Source organism: Pseudomonas cichorii (assembly GCF_015471405.1).
GTDB lineage: Bacteria > Pseudomonadota > Gammaproteobacteria > Pseudomonadales > Pseudomonadaceae > Aquipseudomonas > Aquipseudomonas serbiensis.
Genome location: NZ_BLVZ01000020.1, coordinates 42,994 through 66,603 on the forward strand (window position 1 = coordinate 42,994; position 23,610 = coordinate 66,603).

Genomic DNA, 23,610 nt, shown 5'->3' on the forward strand with positions numbered 1-23,610 from the left:
CGTTTGTATTGGACCTGCAAAGTGGTGTAGATATAATGCGCTCCTTGAAAAGACGGGCAGGCATCTCATGCCTCCGCACGTCGGTTTGTACGCTTCATATAAAAAAATACCGTGAGCCTTGAGAGTAGGAGATAGCCTGTGGAACGCGAATACATGGAATTCGACGTCGTCATCGTCGGAGCCGGCCCTTCCGGGCTTTCTGCCGCGTGCCGTCTTAAACAGAAGGCTGCCGAAGCGGGCCAGGAAATCAGCGTCTGCGTGGTGGAAAAAGGCTCCGAAGTCGGTGCACACATTCTGTCCGGTGCGGTATTCGAACCTCGCGCCCTGAACGAGCTCTTCCCGAACTGGCAGGAACTTGGCGCGCCACTCAACACGCCGGTCAAGCGTGATGACATTTATATGCTGCGCAGCGCCGACACCTCCATAAAAGTACCTGACCTGTTCGTGCCCAAGACCATGCACAACCAGGGCAACTACATTATTTCCCTGGGTAACCTGTGCCGCTGGCTCGCCCAGCAGGCCGAAAACCTGGGTGTCGAGATCTATCCGGGCTTTGCCGCACAGGAAGCGCTGATCGACGAAAACGGCGTAGTGCGCGGGATCGTCACCGGCGATCTGGGCGTAGATCGCGAAGGTAACCCGAAAGAAGGCCTGTACACGCCCGGCATGGAACTGCGCGGCAAGTACACCCTGTTCGCCGAAGGCTGCCGTGGCCACATCGGCAAGCAACTGATCAAGCGCTTCAACCTGGACAGCGAAGCCGATGCCCAGCATTACGGCATCGGCCTCAAGGAAATCTGGGAAGTCGATCCGGCGAAGCACGAGCAAGGCCTGGTGGTTCATACCGCCGGCTGGCCGCTGGACGACCAGAACATGGGCGGCTCTTTCCTGTATCACCTGGAAAACAATCAGGTGGTAGTCGGCCTGATCGTCGACCTGTCCTACAGCAACCCTTACCTGTCGCCTTTCGACGAATTCCAGCGTTACAAGCACCATCCGGTCATCAAACAGTACCTGGAAGGCGGCAAACGCATCAGCTACGGTGCCCGCGCCATCTGCAAGGGCGGCCTGAATTCCCTGCCGAAAATGGTTTTCGCGGGTGGCGCATTGATCGGTTGCGACCTCGGCACCCTGAACTTCGCCAAGATCAAGGGCAGCCACACAGCCATGAAATCCGGCATGCTCGCTGCGGAATCGGTGGCCGACGCCCTGCTCGCCGGCAAGGAAGGCGGCGATGTCCTGACCTCGTACGTGGACGCCTTCAAGGCCAGCTGGCTGCATGAAGAACTGTTCGCCAGCCGCAACTTCGGCCCGGCGCTGCACAAGTTCGGCACAGTCGTGGGCGGCGCGTTCAACTTTATCGACCAGAACATTTTCGGCGGCAAGATCCCGTTCACCCTGCACGATACCAAGCCGGACTACGCCTGCCTCAAGCTGGCAGCCGACTCGAAGAAGATCGACTACCCGAAACCCGACGGCAAGCTCAGCTTCGACAAGCTCAGCTCGGTATTCCTCTCCAGCACCAACCATGAAGAGGAACAACCTTGCCACCTGAAGCTGGCCGATCCGAGCATTCCGCTCACCAGCAACCTGCCGCTCTATGACGAACCGGCCCAGCGCTACTGCCCTGCCGGCGTCTATGAAGTGATTACTCAGGAAGATGGCGAGAAGCGCTTCCAGATCAACGCTCAGAACTGCGTTCACTGCAAGACCTGTGACATCAAGGATCCTGCGCAGAACATCACCTGGGTGACGCCGGAAGGGGCTGGCGGGCCGACTTACCCGAACATGTAGGAAACAAGCTGCAAGTTTTTAGCGGCAAGCTGCAAGAAAGCCCCTTTTGGGGCTTTCTTGTTTATGCAGGAATTCGCAGATAGGTGCTTTCTTCGACGGGGTTACGCTCGAAGTAGCGCTTGTATTCGCGGCTGAACTGGGATGTGCTCTGGTAGCCGACAGCGTGCGCGACCTGGGCCACGCCCATTCCCTGGGCGACCAGCATATGCTGGGCCTTGAGCAGACGCAGGCGCTTGAGGTATTGCACCGGCGACAGCAAGGTGCTGCGCTTGAAATGCTCGTGGAATGTCGAAGCGCTCATGTTCGCCTGCCGCGCCAGGATATCGATATTCAAAGGCTCGGCGTAATGGCTGTGCAGGTACGCCAGAGAGGCCGCGATCCGGGCGAAATGACTCTGCTGCGCAACCAGCGCCCGCAACACGCCCGCCTGTGGACCGCGCAGCGCCGCATACAGCACCTCGCGTAACCGTGACTGCCCCATGACGTGGCAATCCAGCGGATCATGCAGGCAGCGCAGCAATCGCTCCACACTCTCGCGCATCGGCGCGTCCAGCACCGCCGAGGTCATGGACTCCGGTGTCTGCGCCTCGATGGTGTGATCAGGCACCGGCCCCATCAACTGCACCAGTTCGCCCAGCATGACACGGTCAATCGCCACCGAAACGCCGAGCAATGGCGCTTGAGGCGTGGCAAAGGTTTCGCACATGAACGGCACGGAAAGCGCCTGCACCAGATAGTGTCCGGCACCGTAATCCAGCGTGCGCGAACCGAGGCTGGCCAACTTGCCACCCTGAGCGACGATCATCAGGCTCGGCTCATAAATCTGCGGGCTGCTGGCCACATACTCATAGGCCGAGACCACCTTGACCTCCGGCAATAACGTCGTCACAAATCCGGGACTCGTGGCCAGAGGCTTTATCAAGGAAACAAGAGTGGCATTGGCATCCTGGGGATGAAGTCGCGACATGGAACACCGGGTAGAGAATCAGACATGCGTATCATCGCAGATATCAGCTTCACAGCCATGCCTGAGCGACCAGGTCCGGAGGAATAGGCATGACTCACGGAGGAATGCTCATGGCCTTCAGCGGCCCGTCCCCGGAAAATAGCCACCACTATTCACCCTTGATCCGCGAGGAACACCATGTACAAAGCCATCGGTTACGCCGCCCAGTCAGCCACCGCGCCCCTCGCCCCCATGACCTTTGAACGTCGCAGCCTGCGGGCCAACGACGTCGCCATCGAGATCCTTTATTGCGGCGTCTGCCACTCCGACATTCACCAGGCACGCAACGAGTGGGGCATCGCTGTTTACCCGCTGATGCCGGGCCACGAGATTGTCGGCAAGGTCACGGCCACCGGCCCGAACGCTGGCAAATACAAAGTGGGCGATCTGGTGGGCGTCGGCTGTATGGTCGACTCCTGCCAACAGTGCTCGGCCTGTCAGTCGAATCTGGAGCAGTATTGCCTGGAAGGTCCGACCATGACCTACGCCACGCCTGATCGCGTGGACGGCAGCAACACCATGGGCGGCTATTCCAACAGCATTGTGGTTCGCGAAGAGTTCGTGGTCAGCATCCCGGAAAAACTCGACCTGGCTGCTGCCGCACCGATTCTCTGTGCCGGCATCACCACCTACTCGCCCCTCAAGCACTATGGCGTCAAGGCCGGCGACAAGGTCGGGATTCTCGGCATGGGCGGCCTGGGCCATATGGGCATCAAGTTCGCCAAGGCCATGGGCGCTGAAGTCACCCTCTTCACGCGCTCGGCCTCAAAAGCCCAGGAAGCTCGCCGTCAGGGTGCCGATCATGTGATTGTCTCCACCGACGCCGAACAGATGAAAGCCGCCGCAGGTCGCTTCGACTTCCTGCTGGACACCATTCCTGTGCAGCATGACCTGAACCCCTACCTGGAGACCCTGAGTTTTGACGGCGTCCATATTCTGGTCGGCCTGATCGAGCCGGTAGAACCGCCAATCCACGCCGCCCATCTGGTGATGAAGCGCCGCGTGATTGCAGGCTCCCTGATCGGCGGGATTGCAGAAACCCAGGAAGTCCTGGACTTCTGCGCTGCAAACGACATTACCTGCGACATCGAAATGCTGGATATCCGCAACATCAACCAGGCCTACGAGCGCATGCTGGCAGGCGATGTGAAATACCGCTTCGTGATCGATATGGCGACTCTGCAGGCATAAAAAACCGTAGGAGCGAATTCATTCGCGAATGAATTCGCTCCTACGCCGTTAGCCACCCAACTCCGCCGAAAGCCTCGCCGCCGCCTGTTTGATAACCGGCACCAGATCGGTCATCTTCTCAAGCGGCATATAAGGCACGGTGCTGGCAATACTGATAGCCGCGACAATCTGCTTGCCCGCATCACGAACCGGTGCAGCCACACAGCGAATCGACGGCTCGTTGTCTTCCAGGTCGAACGCATAACCGCCCTGCACGTATTCTTGCCTGCGCTGACGTAACTGTTCCCAGGTCTGCTGCTCGTGGGTCGGCCACTGCGGGTTCTTTCCTGCAACGGGCAGGCTGATTTCATACAGCCTTTGCCACTCCTGCTCCTGACTGTCCAGCAGCAGCGCCTTGCCGATGCCTGTGCGCACCAGCGGCATGCGATGCCCTACCCGAGAGCGCATCTCCGGCCCGTTACGACCAGGGTTCTTGTGCAGATAAAGCACCTCGTCACCGTCGCGAATCGCCAGATGCACGGTATCGCCAGTCAGTTCCGACAGCTCGTCCAGATAAGGTCGGGCCAGAATCGCCAGTGGCACTTCTTCCCGAGCCTGGAAACCCAGCTCGATCAAGCGAGGCCCCAAGAGATAGCCCACTTGAGGCAAAACCCGCAGATAACGCTCCTCGACCAGGCAACTGACCAGCCGATGGGTCGTGCTGCGCGTCGTACCGATCAGGCTGGAAATGGCTTTCAGGTCCCTGGCACCACTGGCAACGGCCTGCACTACCGCCAGACCGCGCAACAGGGTTTGCGTCCCGGTCGGTGCGGAGTCCTTGCCCGCGGTGCTCACGGACGTGAGTGGATCATTGTGCATATCAGCCCTTATAAGATCGGAAAGCTGGCGGCATTATCGTCGCCAGTTCCTCTGCATGCCAGTGATCACCATTCGACACACGCTCACAAGCGCAGACAGGACAAAGACTCCTCGTGTCCTGATCGGCATATCCCACGTTGAAACCTGCCAATAGATTGGACTTTTAGGTGATTGGTGCCACAGTTGATATCACTGCAACATCACTAATTCGGCAATCACGACGTTAGAGAGGACTACTCGATGATTCGGGCCCCATCTTCACTGACTTTGCGTAGCTGGATCTGGAGAGCATTCCTGAGTACCTCTCTCATACCGCTGATTGTGGTCGAGGTCGCGTTGCTGGCCGCGTACTTCCTGAGTAATCAATCCATCAGGGATTCTCAGAGAGAGTATTTGCATCACAGTGCCGCTCGCGAGCTTCAGGCATCCGTCATGCAGAGCGCTGAAATCATCGAAGGCCAGCTAGTGCAGCTCAGCAGCATGGCCACCCTGCTTGCCAGAACGATAGAGACAGAACTGGCAGAAGACTTGCCCTATCACCCAGCCGAACTCACCATCAGCCCCGACGGCGCACGCTACAGCGCTACCGATGACGGCGGCGCAGCCTCCTTCTATTCAAGTATCACACCTCTGGATCAACAGGATCTCGACAAGGTCTATCGTCTCAGGCATGTCGACTTCATGATGAAAACCCTTAAAACCGGAAACCCTTCGATTGTAAGCCTGTACTTCAACAGCTCCGATGGCTATAACCACATTTACCCTTGGTTCAATACGCTGTCGCAATACCCTCACAATATGGACTCGACCCGGTACAACTTTTATTACCTGGCCGATGCCGCCCACAATCCCGCACGACAGACTGTCTGGACCGATGTTTATCTGGATCCGGCAGGCCATGGCTGGATGATGTCTGTCATAACGCCGGTTTACAAAGACGATACCCTCGAAGGCGTGGTGGGAATTGACATCACGGTCGACACGATTCTGCAGCGAATCGCCAGGCTACATGTGCCGTCGGCGGGTTATCTGGTATTGGTAAGCAATAAACTGAACATCATGGCGCTACCAACGGCAGCAGAACGTGATTTCAGTCTGTCGCAGATGAAAAGCATCATTGACTATAAAAGGATGAAGCACGATCACTTCCAGCCAGACGGCTTCAACCTGACCACGCACTCAAACCTGGAACCATTGGTCGATGCACTGCGTAAGCAAGCCAAAGGGTTGCTGCCAATTCAGTTGAACGACCATCCTCATCTGGTGAGCTGGAGCGATATCCTGCCAGCAGGGTGGCATTTACTGGCCGTGGTCGACGAAAGTGTGATCATGCAGGAGACACAACAGTTGGCCAGGCATTATCAGGATATCGGCTACCTGATGGTCGCCGGCCTGATAGTCTTTTACTCATTATTTTTCGCGTTCTTGTGGTTCCGCTCCCGAGAACTGAGCAATCAACTCAGTACGGCCATAATCGGGATTTCAAACATGCTGGAGGAAATCGGCAAAGGTAAATGGAGCCCACCCCCCGGCCGCACCAGAATAAAGGAACTGGCAGCCATTTCGGAACAGGCACTGGCTATGGGTAGCCAACTGGCTCATGCCGAAGCCCGCCGGGGAGCAGCTCAACAACGCTTGGAACTGGTCATTGAAAGCGCTACCGAAGGCCTCTGGGAATATCAGCCATCGACAAACCTTTTCAGCTTCAAAGGCGCGCTGTGTGAGCGCTTCAACCTCCCCGTCCATCCTGTTGACTCCGAACACTTGTTGGCGCGAATGCCTGAAGAGGATCGTAAAAGATTCTGCCAGTTCCTCAGCGCAACCCAGAACAACGAAGACCATGTCGTCGAAGTCGAATTTCGCCTGTCGACCAGACAGGATGAAATGGTCTGGCTGCTTTGCCGCGGCCGGACCCTCTCGGGCCTGCATATATCCATACCTCCCGTAGCAGGCACCTGCGTCGACATAGAAGCACTCAAACAGGTTGAGCAATCCCTGCGGGAGAAGACCATAGAGGCTCAGGCCGCCAGTCAGGCAAAATCGCGCTTCATATCCGGCATGAGTCATGAACTCAAGACACCGTTGAATGCCATCCTCGGCTTCGCTCAGCTTCGCAGAATGAAACTGGCCTCTACAGACACGAAAAATGCCGATGATCTCGCCGACATGAATGAAATCATCAGTGCCAGTGAACATTTAAGCCAACTGTTAGACGACCTTCTGGACTGGTCTAGCTTACAGGCCGAAGCCCCTCATCTATCGCTCAGACCGGTCGATGCAGCTGTATTGGCACAAGACTGCCTGAACATGATTCGTACCCAGACCATCACCCAAGGTATCAAGGTTGAACTGCGCCTTCCCGCTCAGTCTTGCCTTGTGCTGGCAGACAACCGACGCCTCAAGCAGGTATTGATCAACCTGCTTTCCAACGCCATCAAATACAACCGCAAGGGAGGCTCAATCGTGATTGGAGTAGATATTGATAAAGCCTGCCAGATGGCAAGTCTTTTCGTGAGTGACAGCGGCCCGGGCATCGAGCATGAACTGCAGAAACAACTGTTCAAACCCTTCCAGCGTCTGGGCAAGGAAAACTCAGCCATTAAAGGCACTGGAATCGGGTTAGCGCTGTGTCGAGAACTGGCAGAGTTGATGAATGGAGAAATGGGAGTCACCAGTGAACCAGGAGTGGGTAGTCACTTCTGGATAAGTTTGCCGCTCTTTCAGGATGGCGTCATCGCCAAACCGGATACGCATGAATTCAAATAACAGCCTGCACACACATCTTTGAGGCTATCCATAGGAGTGACGTAATGTTTTCCAGGATAAGAAACGATGCCGTGATTGTCATCATCGACGATGTGGCCACCAATCTGCGGCTGCTGGAATCCTGCCTCCGTGCTTTCGGCATGCACCGATTCGAGACATTCTCCAACTCCCTTGAGGGGCTGCAGTGGTGTCAGGCCAATGACTGGGACTTGCTCCTTCTGGATATCGATATGCCAGCACCGGATGGTTTCGAGATTCTTGACCATCTGAACACCAGAGACAGAACGGCCTCTTCGATCATTATTGTCACGGCACTGAACGATCCTCAAAGTCGCCGTATAGGTCTTGAAAAAGGGGCCAACGATTTCATTTCAAAACCAATCGACCTGCCAGAAGTGCTACTCAGGGTACGCAGTTGCCTGGAGCTCTCACAAAGTGGTCGTCTTCTACAGAACGCCAAGCGAGAACTCGAACAAAAGGTTGAACAACGCACAGCCCAACTTCAGGAAAGCTACCGTGCCATGCTGAAAAGCCTGAGCCGTGCAGCCAGCTACCGCGATGACGACACAGGAAGCCATATCCTTCGCATTGGTGCATCAGCGGCCTTGCTGGCCAGAGCCATCGGCATGCCCAGTGCCTGGTGCGAACTGATCGAACAGGCAGCACCGATGCATGATGTTGGCAAGATAGGCATTGCCGATAGCATTCTGCAAAAGCCGGGCGCACTCACGACTGAAGAACGCCAACACATACAGACCCACGCTCGCATCGGTTATGAAATTCTTTATGACGCCAACGGTTCGGACCTGACAGACATGGCTGCAGAAATTGCGTTAGGGCATCACGAAAAATGGGATGGGAGTGGTTATCCATCCGGTTTGAAAGGAGAAGACATTCCACTGAGCGCAAGAATCGTTGCCCTGTGCGACGTATTTGATGCATTGCGCATGCCACGCCCTTACAAACAGCCCTGGACACTGGAGGCAACCACTGCCTACATAAAAGAACAATCCGGTCTGCATTTCGATCCACTGCTGACAGACATATTCTGCGGATTGCTCGATAAGGTCGAGAGACTCAGGCTGCAAGACCTGTCAACTCCCGAACAGTGAAAACCGTTCGGGACGCCACATGGCAGCACGAAATGAAAGCCCCGTTGCAAACAGCTATAGAGTGTCAGTCATTGCACAAATCGATTTTTTCTCCTTCCGATATATGAAAGGACAGACTGCAAGATAAAAAATGCGAACTATGCTGAAGACAAAAATGGAAAGCTGAAAGCGTCCATTACCGCAGAGTCGCATGACTGGTCATTCGCGAGTGGACAGGCCCAGTGGTCAAGAACCTGAGTATTCCCCAGCTACGCCCTTCCCTCTACCTCACACTTGCGGTCGGCATCATAGTGTCTCTGCTGAGTGCCTGGCTGGTGGACATACAGAACAGGAAATATGTCCTCTCACGCTTGACCAACGAAGCAGAAAGCCTCGCGCAAGCAACAGTAGAAAGAGTCGATCTCTATCAATACGGACTTCGCGGTGTACGAGGCGTAATCCTTACTGCCGGTGAAAACATAAACCGTGACCTGTTTTATCGCTACAGCCAGACCCGCGATATCAGCAAAGAGTTTCCCGGCGCTCGGGGATTTGGATTCATTCGCCGTGTGGCGACCGAAGAAGAAGCACTCTTTCTGGCCCGTGCCCGGGCAGACGGAAAAAAAGACTTCAATATACGAGAGCTCTCGCCCAACACAGGCGAGCGATACGTCATTCAGTACATAGAACCCGTCGATCGAAACTTATCCGCGATAGGACTGGATATAGCATCGCAAGACACTCGCCGTCAGGCAGCCCGGAGCGCAATGAAAACCGGGAAAACAACCCTGAGCGGCCCTATTACATTGGTCCAGGAGTCGGGAAAACCGCAGCAATCCTTTCTGATACTTCTTCCCATCTACAAAGACAGCAAAACTCCAGAGGATGAAAAAAACCGCGAAAACAGTTGCATCGGTTGGAGTTACGCTCCGCTCGTGATATCAGAGGTGTTGGCCGGGATAAATATCGATCCACAAAGACTGGCCATTACACTCAGCGATATCACCGAGGGCAATGACTCATCGTCTTTTTACACGACAGACAAGCTGCACCATGAAACACCCGACGAGATCAAGACCGAAAAAACAATCCAGCTATATGGGCGCATCTGGAAACTGACTACCGCTGCTCACCCTGCCTTTGCCAGCAGTCTGAACCTGACTTCACCACGTTCGGTCATGATGAGTGGGCTGTTGATCAGCGCCTTGCTGGCATTGTTAGCCAGCATGATGGAAACGGCCGCCATAAGACGCAGACAGTATTCCAATCAGCAGGCACGGATAAGCGCCATCGTTGAAAGCTCGGCCGATGCAATTATCGGCAAGGATCTTCAAGGGGTAATTACAAGCTGGAATCACGGCGCGGAAGTGATGTTCGGGTATTCCTCTGAGGAAGCGATAGGACAAACCATACGAGAGCTGGTCACGCCAGACGCTCTGGCCCAAGAAGAAACAGAAATATTATCCCGAATACTGGATGGCGATCGTTTTACCAATCACCACACCGTGCGACAGCATAAAGACGGTCATCTCATTGATGTTTCACTTAGCGTATCGCCCATCTTTGCTTCCGACGGTTCAGTATCCGGGGCCTCCAAAACCGTACGAAACATTTCCGAACAAAAAGCTGCCGAAGCCAGAATTCAGGATCTGAATGCCGATCTGGAGCGCCAGGTATCAGAACGAACAGTCGAGCTTGAAAAGCTCAATGTGCTGTTGGGCAGCATACTTGAATCAGCCTCGGAAATATCAGTTGTCGTCACCGACATGCAAGGCATTGTGAAGATCTTCAATCGCGGTGCCCAGAATATGCTGGGTTACAGTGCAGATGAAGTGATTGACCACTATACACCGAGCCTCTTCCACCTGGAATCAGAAGTAATAGAGAGGCAATCTGAACTGTCCGCGTATTTCCATAAACCTATTGAAGGGATTAGAACCTTTGTAGAGATTGCAGAACAGGAGGGATCGGAGACTCGCGAATGGACTTATGTTCGCAAGGACACCTCTCATATAAACGTATCACTGTCCGTCACGGTGGTCCGTCATCTTGACGGCAGTATTGTCGGCTATCTCGGTATCGCAACAGATATCACCTCACGCAAAACCTTCGAGAAGGAGTTGGCCAGCAGCTTGGCAACGACTCGTGCCATTCTGGCTACGGCTGTAAATCCAGTAATAACCCTGGATGGTGAAGGTATTTTAAAGACCTACAACCCTGCTGCAGAACGTGCATTTGGGTACAACGGCGATGAACTGGAAAGTATCAACATCAGGGAACTGATGCCCAGACTATTTACGGATCAGGGCGATACCCCTGTCAGTGACTTCCTCACCCGGCAATGTGTCGAAAACTATAGTTCTGGCCTGGAGGTTGGAGTATTAAGAAAAGAGGGCAGTTCATACCCGGCTCAAATGAGCCTGGGCATAATGGGCACCTCTGAAGACCCCATGTTTGTGGCAATCGTAGCGGACCTTACCGAGCAACGGCGACAACGCGACGAAATCCTTGCGGCTCACGACCATACGACATTGGCTGCAGAAGTCGCCAATCTGGGCATCTGGAACTGGGACCTGATCAAGGCACACCTTGAATTCAACGATCAGATGTACAAGCTCTATGCGCTCCCCATTGAACTGCAAAATGGCGGGCTGAAATATGAGCATTGGAGAGCCCGCGTCCATCCCGACGATATCGAAGAAACCGAACTTAAACTCAATAACGCCATACTGGGTATCGGTGTCTACGACCCGATATTTCGTGCACTTCTGCCCAATGGAGAAATTCGTTTCATCCAGGCAGCGGCGCGCGTTCATTACGATGCAACAGGAGCGGCAACACGAATAACCGGTATTAACCTTGATATAACCGAAGAAAGAAAGCTTCAAACCTCACTGCGAGAAGCCAAGGATCTGGCAGACGCTGCAAGCGCTGCCAAGTCATCGTTCCTGGCCAACATGAGCCATGAAATCCGCACCCCCATGAATGCCGTGCTGGGGATGTTACATCTGGTCAAACAGACCGATCTCAACAGGCGACAGCAGGACTACATCACCAAGGCTCATTCAGCGGCAACGTCATTATTAGGCCTGCTTAACGATATCCTGGATTACTCCAAGATAGAGAGCGGAAAGCTGATTCTGGATATCCATGCGTTTACAGTGGACTCTCTATTGCAAGAGCTCTCGACCGTGTTGTCCGGCAATCAGGACGGCAAGAATGTCGAGATCATGTATGACCTGGATTACAACATTCCAGGCATCTTGATCGGAGACCGGATGAGGCTACAACAAATTCTCATCAATCTCGCAGGCAATGCGTTGAAGTTCACGCCTCAGGGCCAGATCACCATCGGCATCAGAGAGGTGCTCCGAAAACCTGAAAGCATTCGTTTGCGAATCTCGGTCAAAGATACTGGAATCGGTATAAGCGAAGCACAGCAACGCATTATCTTTGATGGCTTTACTCAAGCAGAGGCCTCCATTTCTCGCCGGTTCGGCGGTACAGGGCTTGGACTGGTCATTTCGAGACGCCTCGTCCAGTTAATGGGTGGGGAATTGCAGGTAAGCAGCACACTGGGAAAAGGAAGTTGTTTCTGGTTCGAGATTGACTTGGCCATTGACAGTGATAGCTCCCTGATTGACCTGTGCGGCACATTCAAAAGAGTCTTGAACATCCTGATCGTGGACGACAATCAAGAGTCCGCCGTTTCTCTGACACAAATGATTACAGCGCTTGGATGGCGAGCAGAGTGTGTCAACAGCGGACTCAAGGCTGTGGAGCGAGTTCGCGAAGCCGGTTTTAAAAACCGGCATTACGATGTCGTGTTGATGGACTGGCAAATGCCAGAACTTGATGGATTGGAAGCCGCCAGAATCATTCAAGGCATGACAGATGAGCCCGGAATCATAATGATTACGGCCTTTGGCAGCGAAGTATTGGCCAGGGAACAGAACAACCTTACTTCTGTTTTTTCGGATGTTCTGGCAAAACCCGTGACCCCTTTCCAGTTGAGCAACGCGATAACGAGAGCACTCGAAAAACCCTCTGCCCCTGTCAGCGCCATAGAGAAAAAGAACAAGAGGCTGGAAGGTGTCCGCGTACTGGTCGTGGAAGATAACTTTTTAAATCGACAGATCGCCTCCGAATTGCTGGCAGCCGAAGGTGCCGTCGTCGCAATGGCTACAGGTGGGCTGCAGGGCGTTCAAGCAGTGCTGGAGTCCAGACATCCTTTTCATGCCGTATTGATGGATATGCAAATGCCCGATATCGATGGGCTGGAAGCAACCCGCCGAATCCGCGATGACAAGAGATTCGCCACGCTCCCGATTCTGGCGATGACTGCCAATGTCACCCAGGATGATCAAGTGGCATGTTTGAGAGCCGGCATGAACGACCATATTGCGAAGCCCATAGACAACGAACGCCTGATTTCATGCCTGCTGAGCCATATTTCAAACGTTGACCCTCCTCTTCGGGTCGAATCAGGAACACCTCGGTTATCCGGCCCCGTCGTGGAGGAGAGAGACTCTATTCTGGCGCGATTCGGCAACAACACTTCTCTTATCAGGCAGGTTCTGTGTAGCTTCCTGCCCAATACGGAAATTCAATTAACAGCCTTGGAAAAAGCACTACTCGATCACGATCTCACCGCGGCCCTTAACCTTCTGCATACCCTTAAAGGCAGCGCATCAACGATGGGAGCAAAATCACTCTCCGAACTGGCCGCCGAATCGGAAAAGTTGTTGAGATCCAGCGCACGCAACGAGGCAGCCCATACGATTTCTCATCTCGACATCCCAACATTTCGCAAAGTGCTTCACGACAACGAGCAGGCTCTACAGTCCATGTTCCACGAAACAGAAAGCCCCCCTGCTCTTGTTGGTACAGCGTCAAACACCGAGGGCTGGGAAAGCAGACTGAAAACACTCAGAGGATTGCTTGGTGCTGGAAACCTCGACGTCCTTGAGCAGATCGATACGCTTACCCAAGGGATTCCCTTTATTGAAAAGTCTCAGCTTCAACTGCTCATCCAACGAATAAACGAGTTGGACTTTCGCTCAGCACTAAAAATTATCGATGACTACAGCCGGAAACCGGAAGAATGAATTTCATCCATGACGTGTGGGAACCCGGGATCATTGCCAGACCCAAGATTCTTATTGTCGATGATCAGGCAAGCAACATTTTAATTCTCAGGGAAATATTTCGAGAGTCCTGCGACATCATCATGGCGACCGACGGCCAGCAAGCGTTGACGTTGTCTGCCACTCAACTTCCGGATCTGGTACTGCTGGATGTCGTCATGGAGGGGACAGACGGACATGAAGTATGTCGTCAACTGAAAGAATCGCCACTGACACAACACATCCCCATCATTTTCGTCACCGCCAAGCGAGATGAACTCGATGAAGTACAAGGCTTTGAATTAGGGGCTGTGGACTTTATAACCAAACCCATCAACCCAACGATCGTCAGAGCCCGCGTCATTACTCACCTCACGTTAAAACTGCAAAGCGATCTTCTCAGGCGCAGTGCATTCACCGATGGATTGACAGGCGTTTCCAACAGGAGAAAGTTTGATGACATGTTCGAGCAATGCTGGCGTCAGAGTGAACGCAACAGCACTCCCCTTTCCCTGATAATGATCGATGTCGACTACTTCAAGCTCTACAATGACCGGTACGGCCATCAGGCAGGAGACCACTGTTTGAAGTCCATTGCCCACTCCTTGTCAGAACTGATCCGACGCCCTTTTGATCTACTGGCACGTTATGGGGGAGAAGAGTTCGTTTGCATCTTGCCCCATACCGATATTTCAGGAGCGGCCAGGGTAGCCGAATCCATGAAAGACGCTGTTGATGCCCTCGGGATGGAACACCTGAGCTCCGATATCGGGCAGAAAGTCACCATTTCCCTTGGAGTTGCCAGCACTATTGCGACCCCCGCAACAACACCGGATGCCTTTTTACGAGAAACAGACAGTCAGCTCTATATGGCCAAGAAGTCTGGTCGTCATCAGGTGGTCGCTGCTGGGGGGTGAACACCGGGTTTTAGTTTCACGCTCAAGGGCCAGAGCGGGCCTATGAAAAGCTGGCAGCATTATCATCGCCAGCTCTTCTGCATGCCAGTGATCACAACTCGATACGCTCCACCTTGCCCACCAGCAGGATGTAGGACAGCGCGCCAATCAGCGCCAGTATGGCGATATAGGTAATTGCAGGCGCAAAGGAGTCGCCCGACGCCAGGAAGCCGATCACGATAGGTGTGGCAATGGCCGCCAGGTTACCGATGAAGTTGAAGGTGCCGCCGGTCAGCCCCAGCAGACGGGCCGGCGCCAGGGTCGAGACCAGTGACCAGGTAATCGATGCCAGACCATTGCCAAAGAACGCCAACGCCAGAAACGCGATCACCAGGGGCGTGGATTCCACATAGTTGGCACCGATGATCGATGTCGAGATCAGCAGACCGGCAATGATCGGCAGCTTGCGGGCCAGACCAATACTGTGGCCGCGACGGATCAGCCAGTCAGAGAAGAACCCCGAGCAGAGCACGCCGACAAAGGCTGCCAGAAACGGCAGCGACGCCAGTAGCCCGGACTTGATGAAGTCCATGCCGCGGTACTTGACCAGATAGGTCGGGAACCAGGTCAGGAAAAACCAGAGAGTCGAATTAAGGCAGAACTGCCCCAGATAAATGCCCCACAGCTTGCGCTGGCTCAGCACTACACCCAGGTCCTTCCAACTGAAGCCACGCTTCTGCTTTTCGGTATCGACCTGAATATCCACCAGCCCGCCACCTTCGCGGATCAGGTCGATTTCTTCCTTGTTGATGCCTTTGAAATCACGCGGTTCACGATACACCGCATACCAGATCACGGCCCAGAGTATGCCGACGCCACCGGTGACGACAAACACCATATGCCAGCCGTAATGAGCTTGCAGCCAGGCCAGTACCGGGGTCAGGAACGCCAGGCCGACAAACTGCCCCGAGGTGTAGAAACCGATGGCCGTCGCCCGCTCACGCTCGGGAAACCAGGTGGTGACCACGCGGCTGTTGATCGGATAGGCAGGCGCTTCAAGCGCACCCACGGCCATGCGCAGCACGAACAGCGCAATGAAACTCGCCGCAAAGCCCAGCATGACGGTAGCAATCGACCACAGCAGCAGCGCGGCGGTGTAGAGAATGCGCGGCGGAACACGATCCACCAGCCAGCCGCCTGGAAGCTGCATGGCCGCATAGGTCCAGCCGAAAGCCGAGAAAATCAGGCCGACATGAACCGGATCGATGCCCAGTTCGCTGGTCAAGGCCGGCGCCGCAATGGACAGGTTGCTGCGATCCAGATAGTTGATCACCACCGTAATGAACAGCAGCACCATGATGAAGAAACGCTTGCGAGTAGGCGTGACTAAAGACGCCGCCCCTTCGAGAGTGCGGGTTTGCATGAAGATTGCCCCTTGTTGGATTTATGTGAGGACTGCGTTCTGCAATGCCTGACCGTGCAGCGCACAAGGGCTGCACGATCATTCAGATCTCCATCACCACTCGGCAAAGCTGCCGTCGGCATGGCGCCAGATCGGGTTGCGCCAGCGATGACCGATGGCAGCACGCTCCTTGACGTACTCTTCATTGATCTCGATGCCCAGGCCCGGACCGTTGGGGATCTTCACCATACCCTTGTCGTAATCGAACACTTCGGGGTGCTTCACATAATCCAGCAGGTCATTGCTTTCGTTGTAGTGAATACCCAGGCTCTGCTCCTGAATGAAGGCGTTGTAACAAACCGCATCCAGTTGCAGGCAGGCCGCCAGCGCAATCGGCCCAAGCGGGCAATGCAGCGCCAGCGCGACGTCGTAGGCTTCGGCCATATTGGCGATCTTGCGGGTTTCGGTGATACCGCCTGCATGAGAGGCATCCGGCTGGATGATATCGACGTAGCCTTCGCTCAAGACCCGCTTGAAGTCCCAGCGCGAGAACAGCCGCTCACCCAGAGCGATAGGCGTGCTGGTCAGTGGCGCCAGCTCCTTGAGCGCTTCGTAGTTCTCGCTGAGGACCGGCTCTTCGATGAACATCAGCTTGAAGGGGTCCAGCTCTTTCATCAGCACCTTGGCCATGGGTTTGTGAACCCGGCCATGGAAGTCCACGCCAATGCCGACATTCGGCCCGACCGCATCACGCACCGCCGCAACGTTGGCCAGTGCCAGATCGACCTTGTCGAAGGTGTCGAGAAATTGCAGCTCTTCGGTGCCGTTCATTTTCACGGCAGTGAAGCCTCGCCCTACGGCCTCTTTGGCAGCACGTGCGGTATCGGCTGGCCGGTCGCCGCCGATCCATGAATAGACGCGGATCTTGTCCCGCACCTGACCACCCAGCAGATCACTGACCGAAACGCCCAATGCCTTGCCCTTGATGTCCCATAACGCCTGATCGATACCGGCCAGCGCGCTCATGTGTACAGCGCCGCCACGGTAGAAACCGCCGCGATACAGCACCGTCCAGATATCCTCGATGTTGCGCGGGTCCTTGCCGATCAGGTAATCGGAAAGCTCCTCCACTGCCGCAGCGACGGTATGGGCACGGCCTTCGACAACCGGCTCGCCCCAGCCGACAACACCGTCATCGGTTTCGACTTTCAGAAAGCACCAGCGTGGCGGAACGATAAAGGTCGTGAGCTTGGTGATTTTCATGTGTGCAATTTCTCTCTTATTAGGTAGGGGAAGAAGCGCTCGGCGCGCCGGTCAGTTGGAAGTCAGTTCATGCCAGGCGCTGACGTAAGCCTTGGCGCGCAGCTCCACATCCGCCGCGCTCATGCCCGGCTTGAACAGCCCGGAGCCCAGGCCAAAGCCTTTTACGCCGGCATCGAGGAAGACCTTCATGTTCTCCGGCGTAATGCCACCCACCGGCAGCAGCACCGTGCCCGCAGGCAGCACCGCCAGCCAGGCCTTCACCACCGCAGGCGACATTTGCTCGGCCGGAAACAGCTTGAGCACATCGGCGCCTTCGGCCAGAGCCGCAAAGGCTTCGGTCGGCGTGGCGACGCCTGGCGACAGGAACAATCCGGCAGCCTTGGCCGCATGCAAGACCTTCGGGTCGCTATGTGGCATGACAATGACCTGACCGCCCGCCTCCTTGACCTGATCGACCTGCTCCGGTGTCAGCACGGTTCCGGCACCGACCAGACAATCGGCAGGCAAGTACTGGCGCAACAGAGTGATGCTGTCATAAGGCTGCGGCGAGTTGAGCGGCACCTCGATCACCCGGAAACCGGCCTGATACAAGACCTCGCCAATGGCTGGAGCTTCTTCGGGACGCAGGCCGCGCAGAATCGCGACCAGTCCGTTTTCCTTCAGGGCTTGCTTGAGCATTTCACACCTCGTAGGGATCTGTTGAAGGCCCGGACGCGATCAGGCCGGCCTGAACGGCCACTTGCCACAGGCCCCGTTCGGTCGCTTGCGCGGCTGTGGTCACCTGATCGAAACCGCAAGCCGTAAGGCCGCGTGTGTAGCGTGCGCAAAGCGACTCGCTGCCGATCAGGATCACGGCAGGCAGTTGCTTCAGGCTTCTTTGCTGGATTCTGGTCAGGGCATCCAGCTCATGCCCGATCAATAGGCCGGACAGATAGTCAGGCTGGGCGCTGGCATCAAGCTGGCCGGTCAGGCCCAGGGTCCGGGAACTGAAAATGGTCGAGAGCAGACCGGACGCGCCCTCTGGCGACAGGGCAATGGACAGCCCGCAGTCGAACGCATTGGTATCGAAGGTTTCGCCGGGCCGCATGGTACGGCCGAGAATGGTGTGCCCGCACAAGGCGGCGTATACCTCGCCGGTCATGAAGGTATCGAAATGGACGATGCAGCCTTCAACCACACGCACCCATTTGGAGTGGCTGCCGGGAAGACCGATCAACAGCGATCGACGGGTCGACTCCTCATCAAGCGAGGCAAGTACGCCAAGCACCTGGGTTTCTTCACCACGCATCACATTGGGCAGGGTCGAGCGCTGCAATACACCGGAGATGATATGGATATCGACGCCGCGCAGGCTGCGCACGGTCTGCAAGGCTGCGCTCAGTTCACCGACGCTGGCCGGAGTTTCCCGGTACACCGCCTCGCGCCAGCCCTGGGCACTGCCCACCATGCCGCAGGCAATCACCGGCAGATCCGGTTGCGCATCGAGCCAGTCGCCACAGGCCTGATCAAAGGCCAGTTCAAAACCATCGCTGCACATGGCACCTGCGATCAGCCGGGGAGTATCCGGCAATTGCATGATGCCTGCGCTCAAGGAGCGTTGTTCCAGGACCTGGCCGTGTTCGCCAAGTCGATAAGCACGAAGTGAGGTTGTCCCCCAATCGAGCGCGATCAATTGCGCCGCCATCGCTTCACCTGTTGTTTTTTTAAAAGTGAGTGCGAGGCGGACTATAAGCCCATCGAACGATAAATCTCAATATGTAATTTTCAATCCCATATATAGGGATTAATTTAAACCCTGCCTTGCGTCGTAATGCGCTAACGTTGGTAACGTCTCTCTAAATACCCTTTCCCTCGGCAGCCTTGCCGCAGTGGTAACGTGCCCGACATATCGACGCCCCATCCCTCAGCACTGCCCTCCTGCGCTGTTTGCAGCCTCAAACGCCCTTCAAGGAACCCAAGCCATGAAGCGATTTCTTGTGCTCGACAGCTTTCGCGGGCTTTGTGCCCTTGCGGTGGTCCTGCATCACTTTCATGCAACGCAAAGCGTCACTGAGCTGCCGTTTTTCCAGCACGCCAATTACCTGGTGAATTTTTTCTTCGTGCTCAGCGGCTTTGTGCTCTATCACATCTACGCCGACCGACTGGGCAGCACCGCACAGCTCAAACGATTTGTGATTGCACGCATCTGCCGCCTGTACCCGCTGCATCTGGCGACCCTGCTAGCGGCTCTGCTGTTCGAGTTCCTGAAGCTGGCCGCCGAACAACAGGGCATCCTTTTTGCCGCGGGCAGCTTTACCGGCCCCAGAGCTGCCGAAGAAATCCTGCCCAATCTGTTGCTGCTGCAATCCTGGTGGCCTGGCTTCAATCAGCTGTCGTTCAACTTCCCGTCATGGAGCATCAGCGTCGAGTTCTATCTGTACCTGCTCTTCGCCCTGATTGCCGTCGGGATACCAGGGATGTCGCGGCAGATATTCGCGGCCATCGCTGTTCTGGCTTTCGTCGCGCTGTACTTCAAAGACACCTTCTTCAACGAAGGAGCACTGACAGGCCTGGCGTGCTTCTTCAGCGGAGTAATGACTTATCGGTTGTATGCAAGATTCAAAGGCTTTGAGTTCCACAAAGGCTGGGCGACCTTGCTGGAGGCACTGAGTCTGGTTGCGGTGTACATGGCAATCACCTACAGCGGCCCCTCGCAGAACATTTCCCTGAGCCTGCTGTTCTGCTGGGTGATCGGTCTATTTGCCTTTGAGGCTGGCGGGATTTCGCGAGGGCTGTGTACCCGGCCATTCAAATGGGCTGGCACCCTGTCCTTTTCGATCTACATGACTCACACCATCGTGCTCTTCTCCGTGACGACGGGCCTGATGCTGTACGGCAAGATCACCGGACAGGAACTGTTGATCGACATTCCGAGTGAAATCCCGGGCGTTGCTCTGCGCTACATCCACACACAAAGCATGGCGCTCGACAATCTGATCATTGCGATCAGCCTGGGGATGGTATTGCTGCTGTCGATGCTGACGTACCGCTATATCGAGCTACCAGGCATTGAACTGGGCAAGGCATGGGGTCGCAAGGTCACGGGTACTGCCGACGCCCGAGCACAACACCAGGAAACGGCCCCCTGAATCGCAGCCATAAAAAACGCCCCGGACAAGGGGCGTTCTTTTGTACGGCTTCAGCGAATCAACGCTCCAGCAGAATCCGCAGCATGCGACGCAACGGCTCGGCCGCGCCCCACAGCAGCTGGTCGCCTACGGTAAAGGCGCCCAGGTATTGCGAACCCATGTTCAGCTTGCGCAGACGACCCACCGGAACGCTCATGGTGCCGGTTACAGCAGTCGGGCTCAGTTCCTGGATGCTGGCTTCGCGATGGTTCGGGACCAGCTTGACCCACGGGTTGTGCTGGCTGATCAAACCTTCGATGTCCGCAATCGGTACATCCTTGTTCAGCTTGATGGTCAGTGCCTGGCTGTGGCAGCGCATGGCGCCGATACGAACGCAGATGCCGTCGACCGGAATCGGGCTCTTGAAGCGACCCAGAATCTTGTTGGTCTCGGCCTGGCCTTTCCATTCTTCACGGCTCTGGCCGTTCGGCAGTTCCTTGTCGATCCAGGGAATCAGGCTGCCAGCCAGTGGCACACCGAAGTTCTCGGTCGGGAAGGCTTCGCTGCGCATGGCTTCAGCAACCTTGCGGTCGATGTCGAGGATGGCGCTGGCCGGGTTGGCCAGGTCATCGGCAACCGACGAATGGACAGTACCCATCTGCTTGATCAGTTCACGCATGTTCTGCGCGCCGGCACCGGAGGCCGCCTGATAAGTCATGGCGTTCATCCACTCGACCAGACCGGCCTCGAAGAGGCCGCCCAGGCCCATCAGCATCAGGCTGACGGTGCAGTTGCCGCCGATGTAGTTCTTGGTGCCCGCGTCCAGTTGCTGGTCGATGACCTTGCGGTTCACCGGATCCAGCACGATCACGGCATCATCCTGCATGCGCAGGCTGGAGGCCGCGTCGATCCAGTAGCCCTGCCAACCGGCTTCGCGCAGCTTCGGGAACACCTCATTGGTGTAGTCGCCGCCCTGACAGGTCAGAACCACGTCGAGGGTTTTCAGTTCGTCGATGCTGTAAGCATCCTTCAGCGGCGCAACATCCTTGCCTACCGACGGAGCCTGGCCACCGACATTGGAGGTAGTGAAGAACACCGGTTCAATGAGATCGAAGTCCTGCTCTTCCCGCATCCGCTGCATGAGCACGGAACCAACCATGCCACGCCAACCGATCAGACCTACACGTTTCATCGCAACTACACCTTGAATAAAAGTGGGACCGCTGCCGCACATGTGCCATGCACAGCGAGCAGCGGGCCAGAGAGATTACAGATTCCGCAGCGCGGCGACTACTGCGTCGCCCATTTCCTGCGTGCCGACCTTGACGTTACCGGCCGACCAGATGTCGCCGGTACGCAAACCCTGATCCAGAACCAGACTGACAGCCTGTTCAATGGCATCAGCGGCAGCGGTCAGGTTGAAGCTGTAACGCAACATCATCGATACCGACAGGATGGTCGCCAACGGGTTGGCAATGCCTTGACCGGCGATATCCGGCGCCGAACCGTGGCAAGGCTCGTACATGCCCTTGTTGTGGGCATCCAGCGAGGCCGACGGCAGCATGCCGATGGAACCGGTCAGCATCGAAGCTTCGTCGGAGAGAATATCGCCGAACATGTTGTCGGTCACTATCACGTCGAACTGCTTGGGCGCGCGTACCAGTTGCATGGCGGCGTTGTCGACGTACATGTGGCTCAGTTCGACTTCAGGATAGTCCTTGGCGACCTGCTCGACCACTTCACGCCACAATTGGCTGGAAGCCAGTACGTTGGCCTTGTCCACCGAGCACAGCTTCTTGCCACGAACCATGGCCATGTCGAAACCGACACGCGCAATACGGCGAATCTCGCTTTCGCTGTAAGGCAGTGTGTCGTAGGACTGACGCTCGCCGTTTTCCAGTTCGCGGGTGCCACGTGGCGCGCCGAAGTAGATACCGCCGGTCAGCTCACGGACGATGAGGATGTCCAGGCCAGCAACGATTTCCGGTTTCAGGCTGGAAGCATCGGCCAGTTGCGGGTACAGAATCGCCGGACGCAGGTTGCCGAACAGGCCCAGTTGCGAACGGATCTTCAGCAGACCGCGCTCAGGACGAATGTCACGCTCGATCGTGTCCCACTTCGGACCACCCACGGCACCCAGCAACACCGCATCGGCAGCACGGGCACGGTCCAGGGTTTCGTCAGCCAGAGGCACGCCATGCTTGTCGATGGCGGCACCGCCGATCACGTCGTGGGTCAGCTCGAAGCCCAGTTGATACTTCTCATTGGCCACTTCCAGCACCTTGACCGCTTCGGTCATGATTTCCGGACCAATACCATCGCCTGGGAGAATCAGAATCTGCTTGCTCATAACATCCTCAATTTTGTGCATCGGTGCCTTGGGCGGCACCTGACATGTCGCTTTTCGCGAATGAATTCGCTCCTACGGGTGTGTGGGAGCGAATTCATTCGCGATCAAAGATCAGCCACGAAACAACCAAGGCTGGCTGGCGCGGTGCTTGCTCTCAAAGGCCGCGATGGCATCGCTGTCCACCAGGGTCAGGCCGATATCGTCCAGACCGTTGAGCAGGCAGTGTTTGCGGAAGGCGTCGATCTCGAAGCTCAGGACCTTGCCGTCAGGACGGGTCACGGTCTGCGCCTGCAGATCAATGCTCAACTGGTAGCCTTCATTGGCTTCAACCTGCTGGAACAACTGATCGACTTCGTCTTCAGCCAGAATGATCGGCAGCAGGCCGTTCTTGAAGCTGTTGTTGAAGAAGATGTCGGCATAGCTCGGCGCGATGATTGCGCAGAAACCGTATTCTTCCAGCGCCCATGGCGCGTGCTCACGGCTGGAGCCGCAGCCGAAGTTCTCGCGGGCCAACAGCACGCTGGCGCCTTGATAACGGGCATGGTTGAGCACGAAATCGGTGTTCAGCGGACGCTTGGAGTTGTCCTGATAAGGCTGACCCACATCCAGGTAACGCCACTCATCGAACAGGTTCGGGCCAAAACCCGTGCGTTTGATCGACTTGAGAAACTGCTTGGGGATGATCTGGTCGGTGTCGACGTTGGCACGATCCAGAGGAGCGACAAGGCCGTTGTGCTGGGTAAACGCTTTCATGCTGGGC

At 55.8% G+C, this 23,610-nt stretch carries 16 protein-coding genes; 7 read left to right on the plus strand and 9 right to left on the minus strand.

What is annotated here, in order from left to right:
- Positions 1–138: 138 nt before the first annotated feature.
- A complete protein-coding gene (locus JL015_RS25365; RefSeq protein ID WP_201020411.1) occupies positions 139–1,794 on the plus strand; it encodes an electron transfer flavoprotein-ubiquinone oxidoreductase in 1,656 nt (551 codons plus the stop codon).
- A 61-nt stretch (positions 1,795–1,855) separates the two neighbouring features.
- Here the strand turns inward: JL015_RS25365 and JL015_RS25370 are convergent, their stop codons facing one another.
- Positions 1,856–2,761 carry an AraC family transcriptional regulator gene (locus JL015_RS25370; RefSeq protein WP_201020412.1) on the minus strand — a complete coding sequence of 302 codons (906 nt, stop codon included), beginning with the start codon at positions 2,759–2,761 and terminating at the stop codon, positions 1,856–1,858.
- A 177-nt stretch (positions 2,762–2,938) separates the two neighbouring features.
- Here JL015_RS25370 and JL015_RS25375 point away from each other — a divergent pair, with 177 nt between their 5' ends.
- On the plus strand, positions 2,939–3,991 hold the full coding sequence (locus JL015_RS25375) for an NAD(P)-dependent alcohol dehydrogenase (RefSeq protein ID WP_201020413.1): 1,053 nt from the start codon (positions 2,939–2,941) through the stop codon (positions 3,989–3,991).
- Between the two features lie 48 nt (positions 3,992–4,039).
- Here the strand turns inward: JL015_RS25375 and JL015_RS25380 are convergent, their stop codons facing one another.
- Positions 4,040–4,849, minus strand: a complete 810-nt coding sequence (locus JL015_RS25380; RefSeq protein WP_201020414.1) for an IclR family transcriptional regulator — start codon at positions 4,847–4,849, stop codon at positions 4,040–4,042.
- Positions 4,850–5,089: 240 nt separating this feature from the next.
- Between JL015_RS25380 and JL015_RS25385 the strand changes: the two genes are divergently transcribed.
- The 4 genes from JL015_RS25385 (at position 5,090) to JL015_RS25400 (ending at position 14,749) form a co-directional block, all read left to right on the plus strand.
- Complete coding sequence (locus JL015_RS25385; RefSeq protein WP_201020415.1) at positions 5,090–7,615, plus strand: ATP-binding protein; 2,526 nt, start codon at positions 5,090–5,092, stop codon at positions 7,613–7,615.
- 44 nt (positions 7,616–7,659) lie between these two features.
- Positions 7,660–8,727 (plus strand): HD domain-containing phosphohydrolase, encoded by a 1,068-nt coding sequence (locus JL015_RS25390; RefSeq protein ID WP_201020416.1) that lies wholly within the window; start codon positions 7,660–7,662, stop codon positions 8,725–8,727.
- 221 nt (positions 8,728–8,948) lie between these two features.
- Positions 8,949–13,814 carry a PAS domain S-box protein gene (locus JL015_RS25395; protein WP_201020417.1) on the plus strand — a complete coding sequence of 1,622 codons (4,866 nt, stop codon included), beginning with the start codon at positions 8,949–8,951 and terminating at the stop codon, positions 13,812–13,814.
- Complete coding sequence (locus JL015_RS25400) at positions 13,811–14,749, plus strand: diguanylate cyclase (protein WP_201020418.1); 939 nt, start codon at positions 13,811–13,813, stop codon at positions 14,747–14,749. The genes JL015_RS25395 and JL015_RS25400 overlap by 4 nt, the downstream gene beginning before the upstream one ends.
- 91 nt (positions 14,750–14,840) lie before the next feature.
- On the opposite strand, the gene JL015_RS25405 is transcribed toward JL015_RS25400, so the two are convergent.
- The 4 genes from JL015_RS25405 to JL015_RS25420 form a co-directional block, all read right to left on the minus strand.
- A complete protein-coding gene (locus JL015_RS25405; protein WP_201002584.1) occupies positions 14,841–16,151 on the minus strand; it encodes an MFS transporter in 1,311 nt (436 codons plus the stop codon).
- 93 nt (positions 16,152–16,244) lie between these two features.
- On the minus strand, positions 16,245–17,393 hold the full coding sequence (gene dgoD / locus JL015_RS25410) for a galactonate dehydratase (RefSeq protein WP_198725817.1): 1,149 nt from the start codon (positions 17,391–17,393) through the stop codon (positions 16,245–16,247).
- A gap of 51 nt (positions 17,394–17,444) precedes the next feature.
- Complete coding sequence (locus JL015_RS25415) at positions 17,445–18,071, minus strand: 2-dehydro-3-deoxy-6-phosphogalactonate aldolase (protein WP_201020419.1); 627 nt, start codon at positions 18,069–18,071, stop codon at positions 17,445–17,447.
- A gap of 1 nt (position 18,072) precedes the next feature.
- Positions 18,073–19,077 carry a 2-dehydro-3-deoxygalactonokinase gene (locus JL015_RS25420; protein WP_201020420.1) on the minus strand — a complete coding sequence of 335 codons (1,005 nt, stop codon included), beginning with the start codon at positions 19,075–19,077 and terminating at the stop codon, positions 18,073–18,075.
- 277 nt (positions 19,078–19,354) lie between these two features.
- Between JL015_RS25420 and JL015_RS25425 the strand changes: the two genes are divergently transcribed.
- The gene (locus JL015_RS25425) at positions 19,355–20,521 is read left to right on the plus strand and encodes an acyltransferase family protein (RefSeq protein ID WP_201020421.1); all 1,167 of its coding nucleotides are present in this window, start codon (positions 19,355–19,357) and stop codon (positions 20,519–20,521) included.
- A gap of 58 nt (positions 20,522–20,579) precedes the next feature.
- Here JL015_RS25425 and asd read toward each other — a convergent pair whose 3' ends face one another.
- From asd to leuD, 3 genes are all read right to left on the minus strand, one after another.
- Positions 20,580–21,692 carry an aspartate-semialdehyde dehydrogenase gene (gene asd, locus JL015_RS25430; RefSeq protein WP_201002591.1) on the minus strand — a complete coding sequence of 371 codons (1,113 nt, stop codon included), beginning with the start codon at positions 21,690–21,692 and terminating at the stop codon, positions 20,580–20,582.
- A 75-nt stretch (positions 21,693–21,767) separates the two neighbouring features.
- Entirely contained in the window at positions 21,768–22,850 is a 1,083-nt protein-coding gene (leuB, locus tag JL015_RS25435; RefSeq protein ID WP_095066920.1) for a 3-isopropylmalate dehydrogenase, read from the minus strand.
- Positions 22,851–22,961: 111 nt separating this feature from the next.
- Positions 22,962–23,603: a 3-isopropylmalate dehydratase small subunit gene (leuD, locus tag JL015_RS25440; RefSeq protein ID WP_095066919.1), complete on the minus strand. Its 642-nt coding sequence runs from the start codon at positions 23,601–23,603 to the stop codon at positions 22,962–22,964.
- Positions 23,604–23,610 lie beyond the last annotated feature (7 nt).

What these genes read in the sequence shown, in the direction of transcription:
- JL015_RS25370 (WP_201020412.1), bottom strand. Translation starts at nt 2,761, where the DNA reads ATGTCGCGACTTCATCCCCAGGATGCCAATGCCACTCTTGTTTCCTTG.
- JL015_RS25375 (WP_201020413.1), top strand. Translation starts at nt 2,939, where the DNA reads ATGTACAAAGCCATCGGTTACGCCGCCCAGTCAGCCACCGCGCCCCTC.
- JL015_RS25380 (WP_201020414.1), bottom strand. Translation starts at nt 4,849, where the DNA reads ATGCACAATGATCCACTCACGTCCGTGAGCACCGCGGGCAAGGACTCC.
- JL015_RS25385 (WP_201020415.1), top strand. Translation starts at nt 5,090, where the DNA reads ATGATTCGGGCCCCATCTTCACTGACTTTGCGTAGCTGGATCTGGAGA.
- JL015_RS25390 (WP_201020416.1), top strand. Translation starts at nt 7,660, where the DNA reads ATGTTTTCCAGGATAAGAAACGATGCCGTGATTGTCATCATCGACGAT.
- JL015_RS25400 (WP_201020418.1), top strand. Translation starts at nt 13,811, where the DNA reads ATGAATTTCATCCATGACGTGTGGGAACCCGGGATCATTGCCAGACCC.
- JL015_RS25405 (WP_201002584.1), bottom strand. Translation starts at nt 16,151, where the DNA reads ATGCAAACCCGCACTCTCGAAGGGGCGGCGTCTTTAGTCACGCCTACT.
- dgoD (WP_198725817.1), bottom strand. Translation starts at nt 17,393, where the DNA reads ATGAAAATCACCAAGCTCACGACCTTTATCGTTCCGCCACGCTGGTGC.
- JL015_RS25415 (WP_201020419.1), bottom strand. Translation starts at nt 18,071, where the DNA reads ATGCTCAAGCAAGCCCTGAAGGAAAACGGACTGGTCGCGATTCTGCGC.
- JL015_RS25420 (WP_201020420.1), bottom strand. Translation starts at nt 19,077, where the DNA reads ATGGCGGCGCAATTGATCGCGCTCGATTGGGGGACAACCTCACTTCGT.
- JL015_RS25425 (WP_201020421.1), top strand. Translation starts at nt 19,355, where the DNA reads ATGAAGCGATTTCTTGTGCTCGACAGCTTTCGCGGGCTTTGTGCCCTT.
- asd (WP_201002591.1), bottom strand. Translation starts at nt 21,692, where the DNA reads ATGAAACGTGTAGGTCTGATCGGTTGGCGTGGCATGGTTGGTTCCGTG.
- leuB (WP_095066920.1), bottom strand. Translation starts at nt 22,850, where the DNA reads ATGAGCAAGCAGATTCTGATTCTCCCAGGCGATGGTATTGGTCCGGAA.
- leuD (WP_095066919.1), bottom strand. Translation starts at nt 23,603, where the DNA reads ATGAAAGCGTTTACCCAGCACAACGGCCTTGTCGCTCCTCTGGATCGT.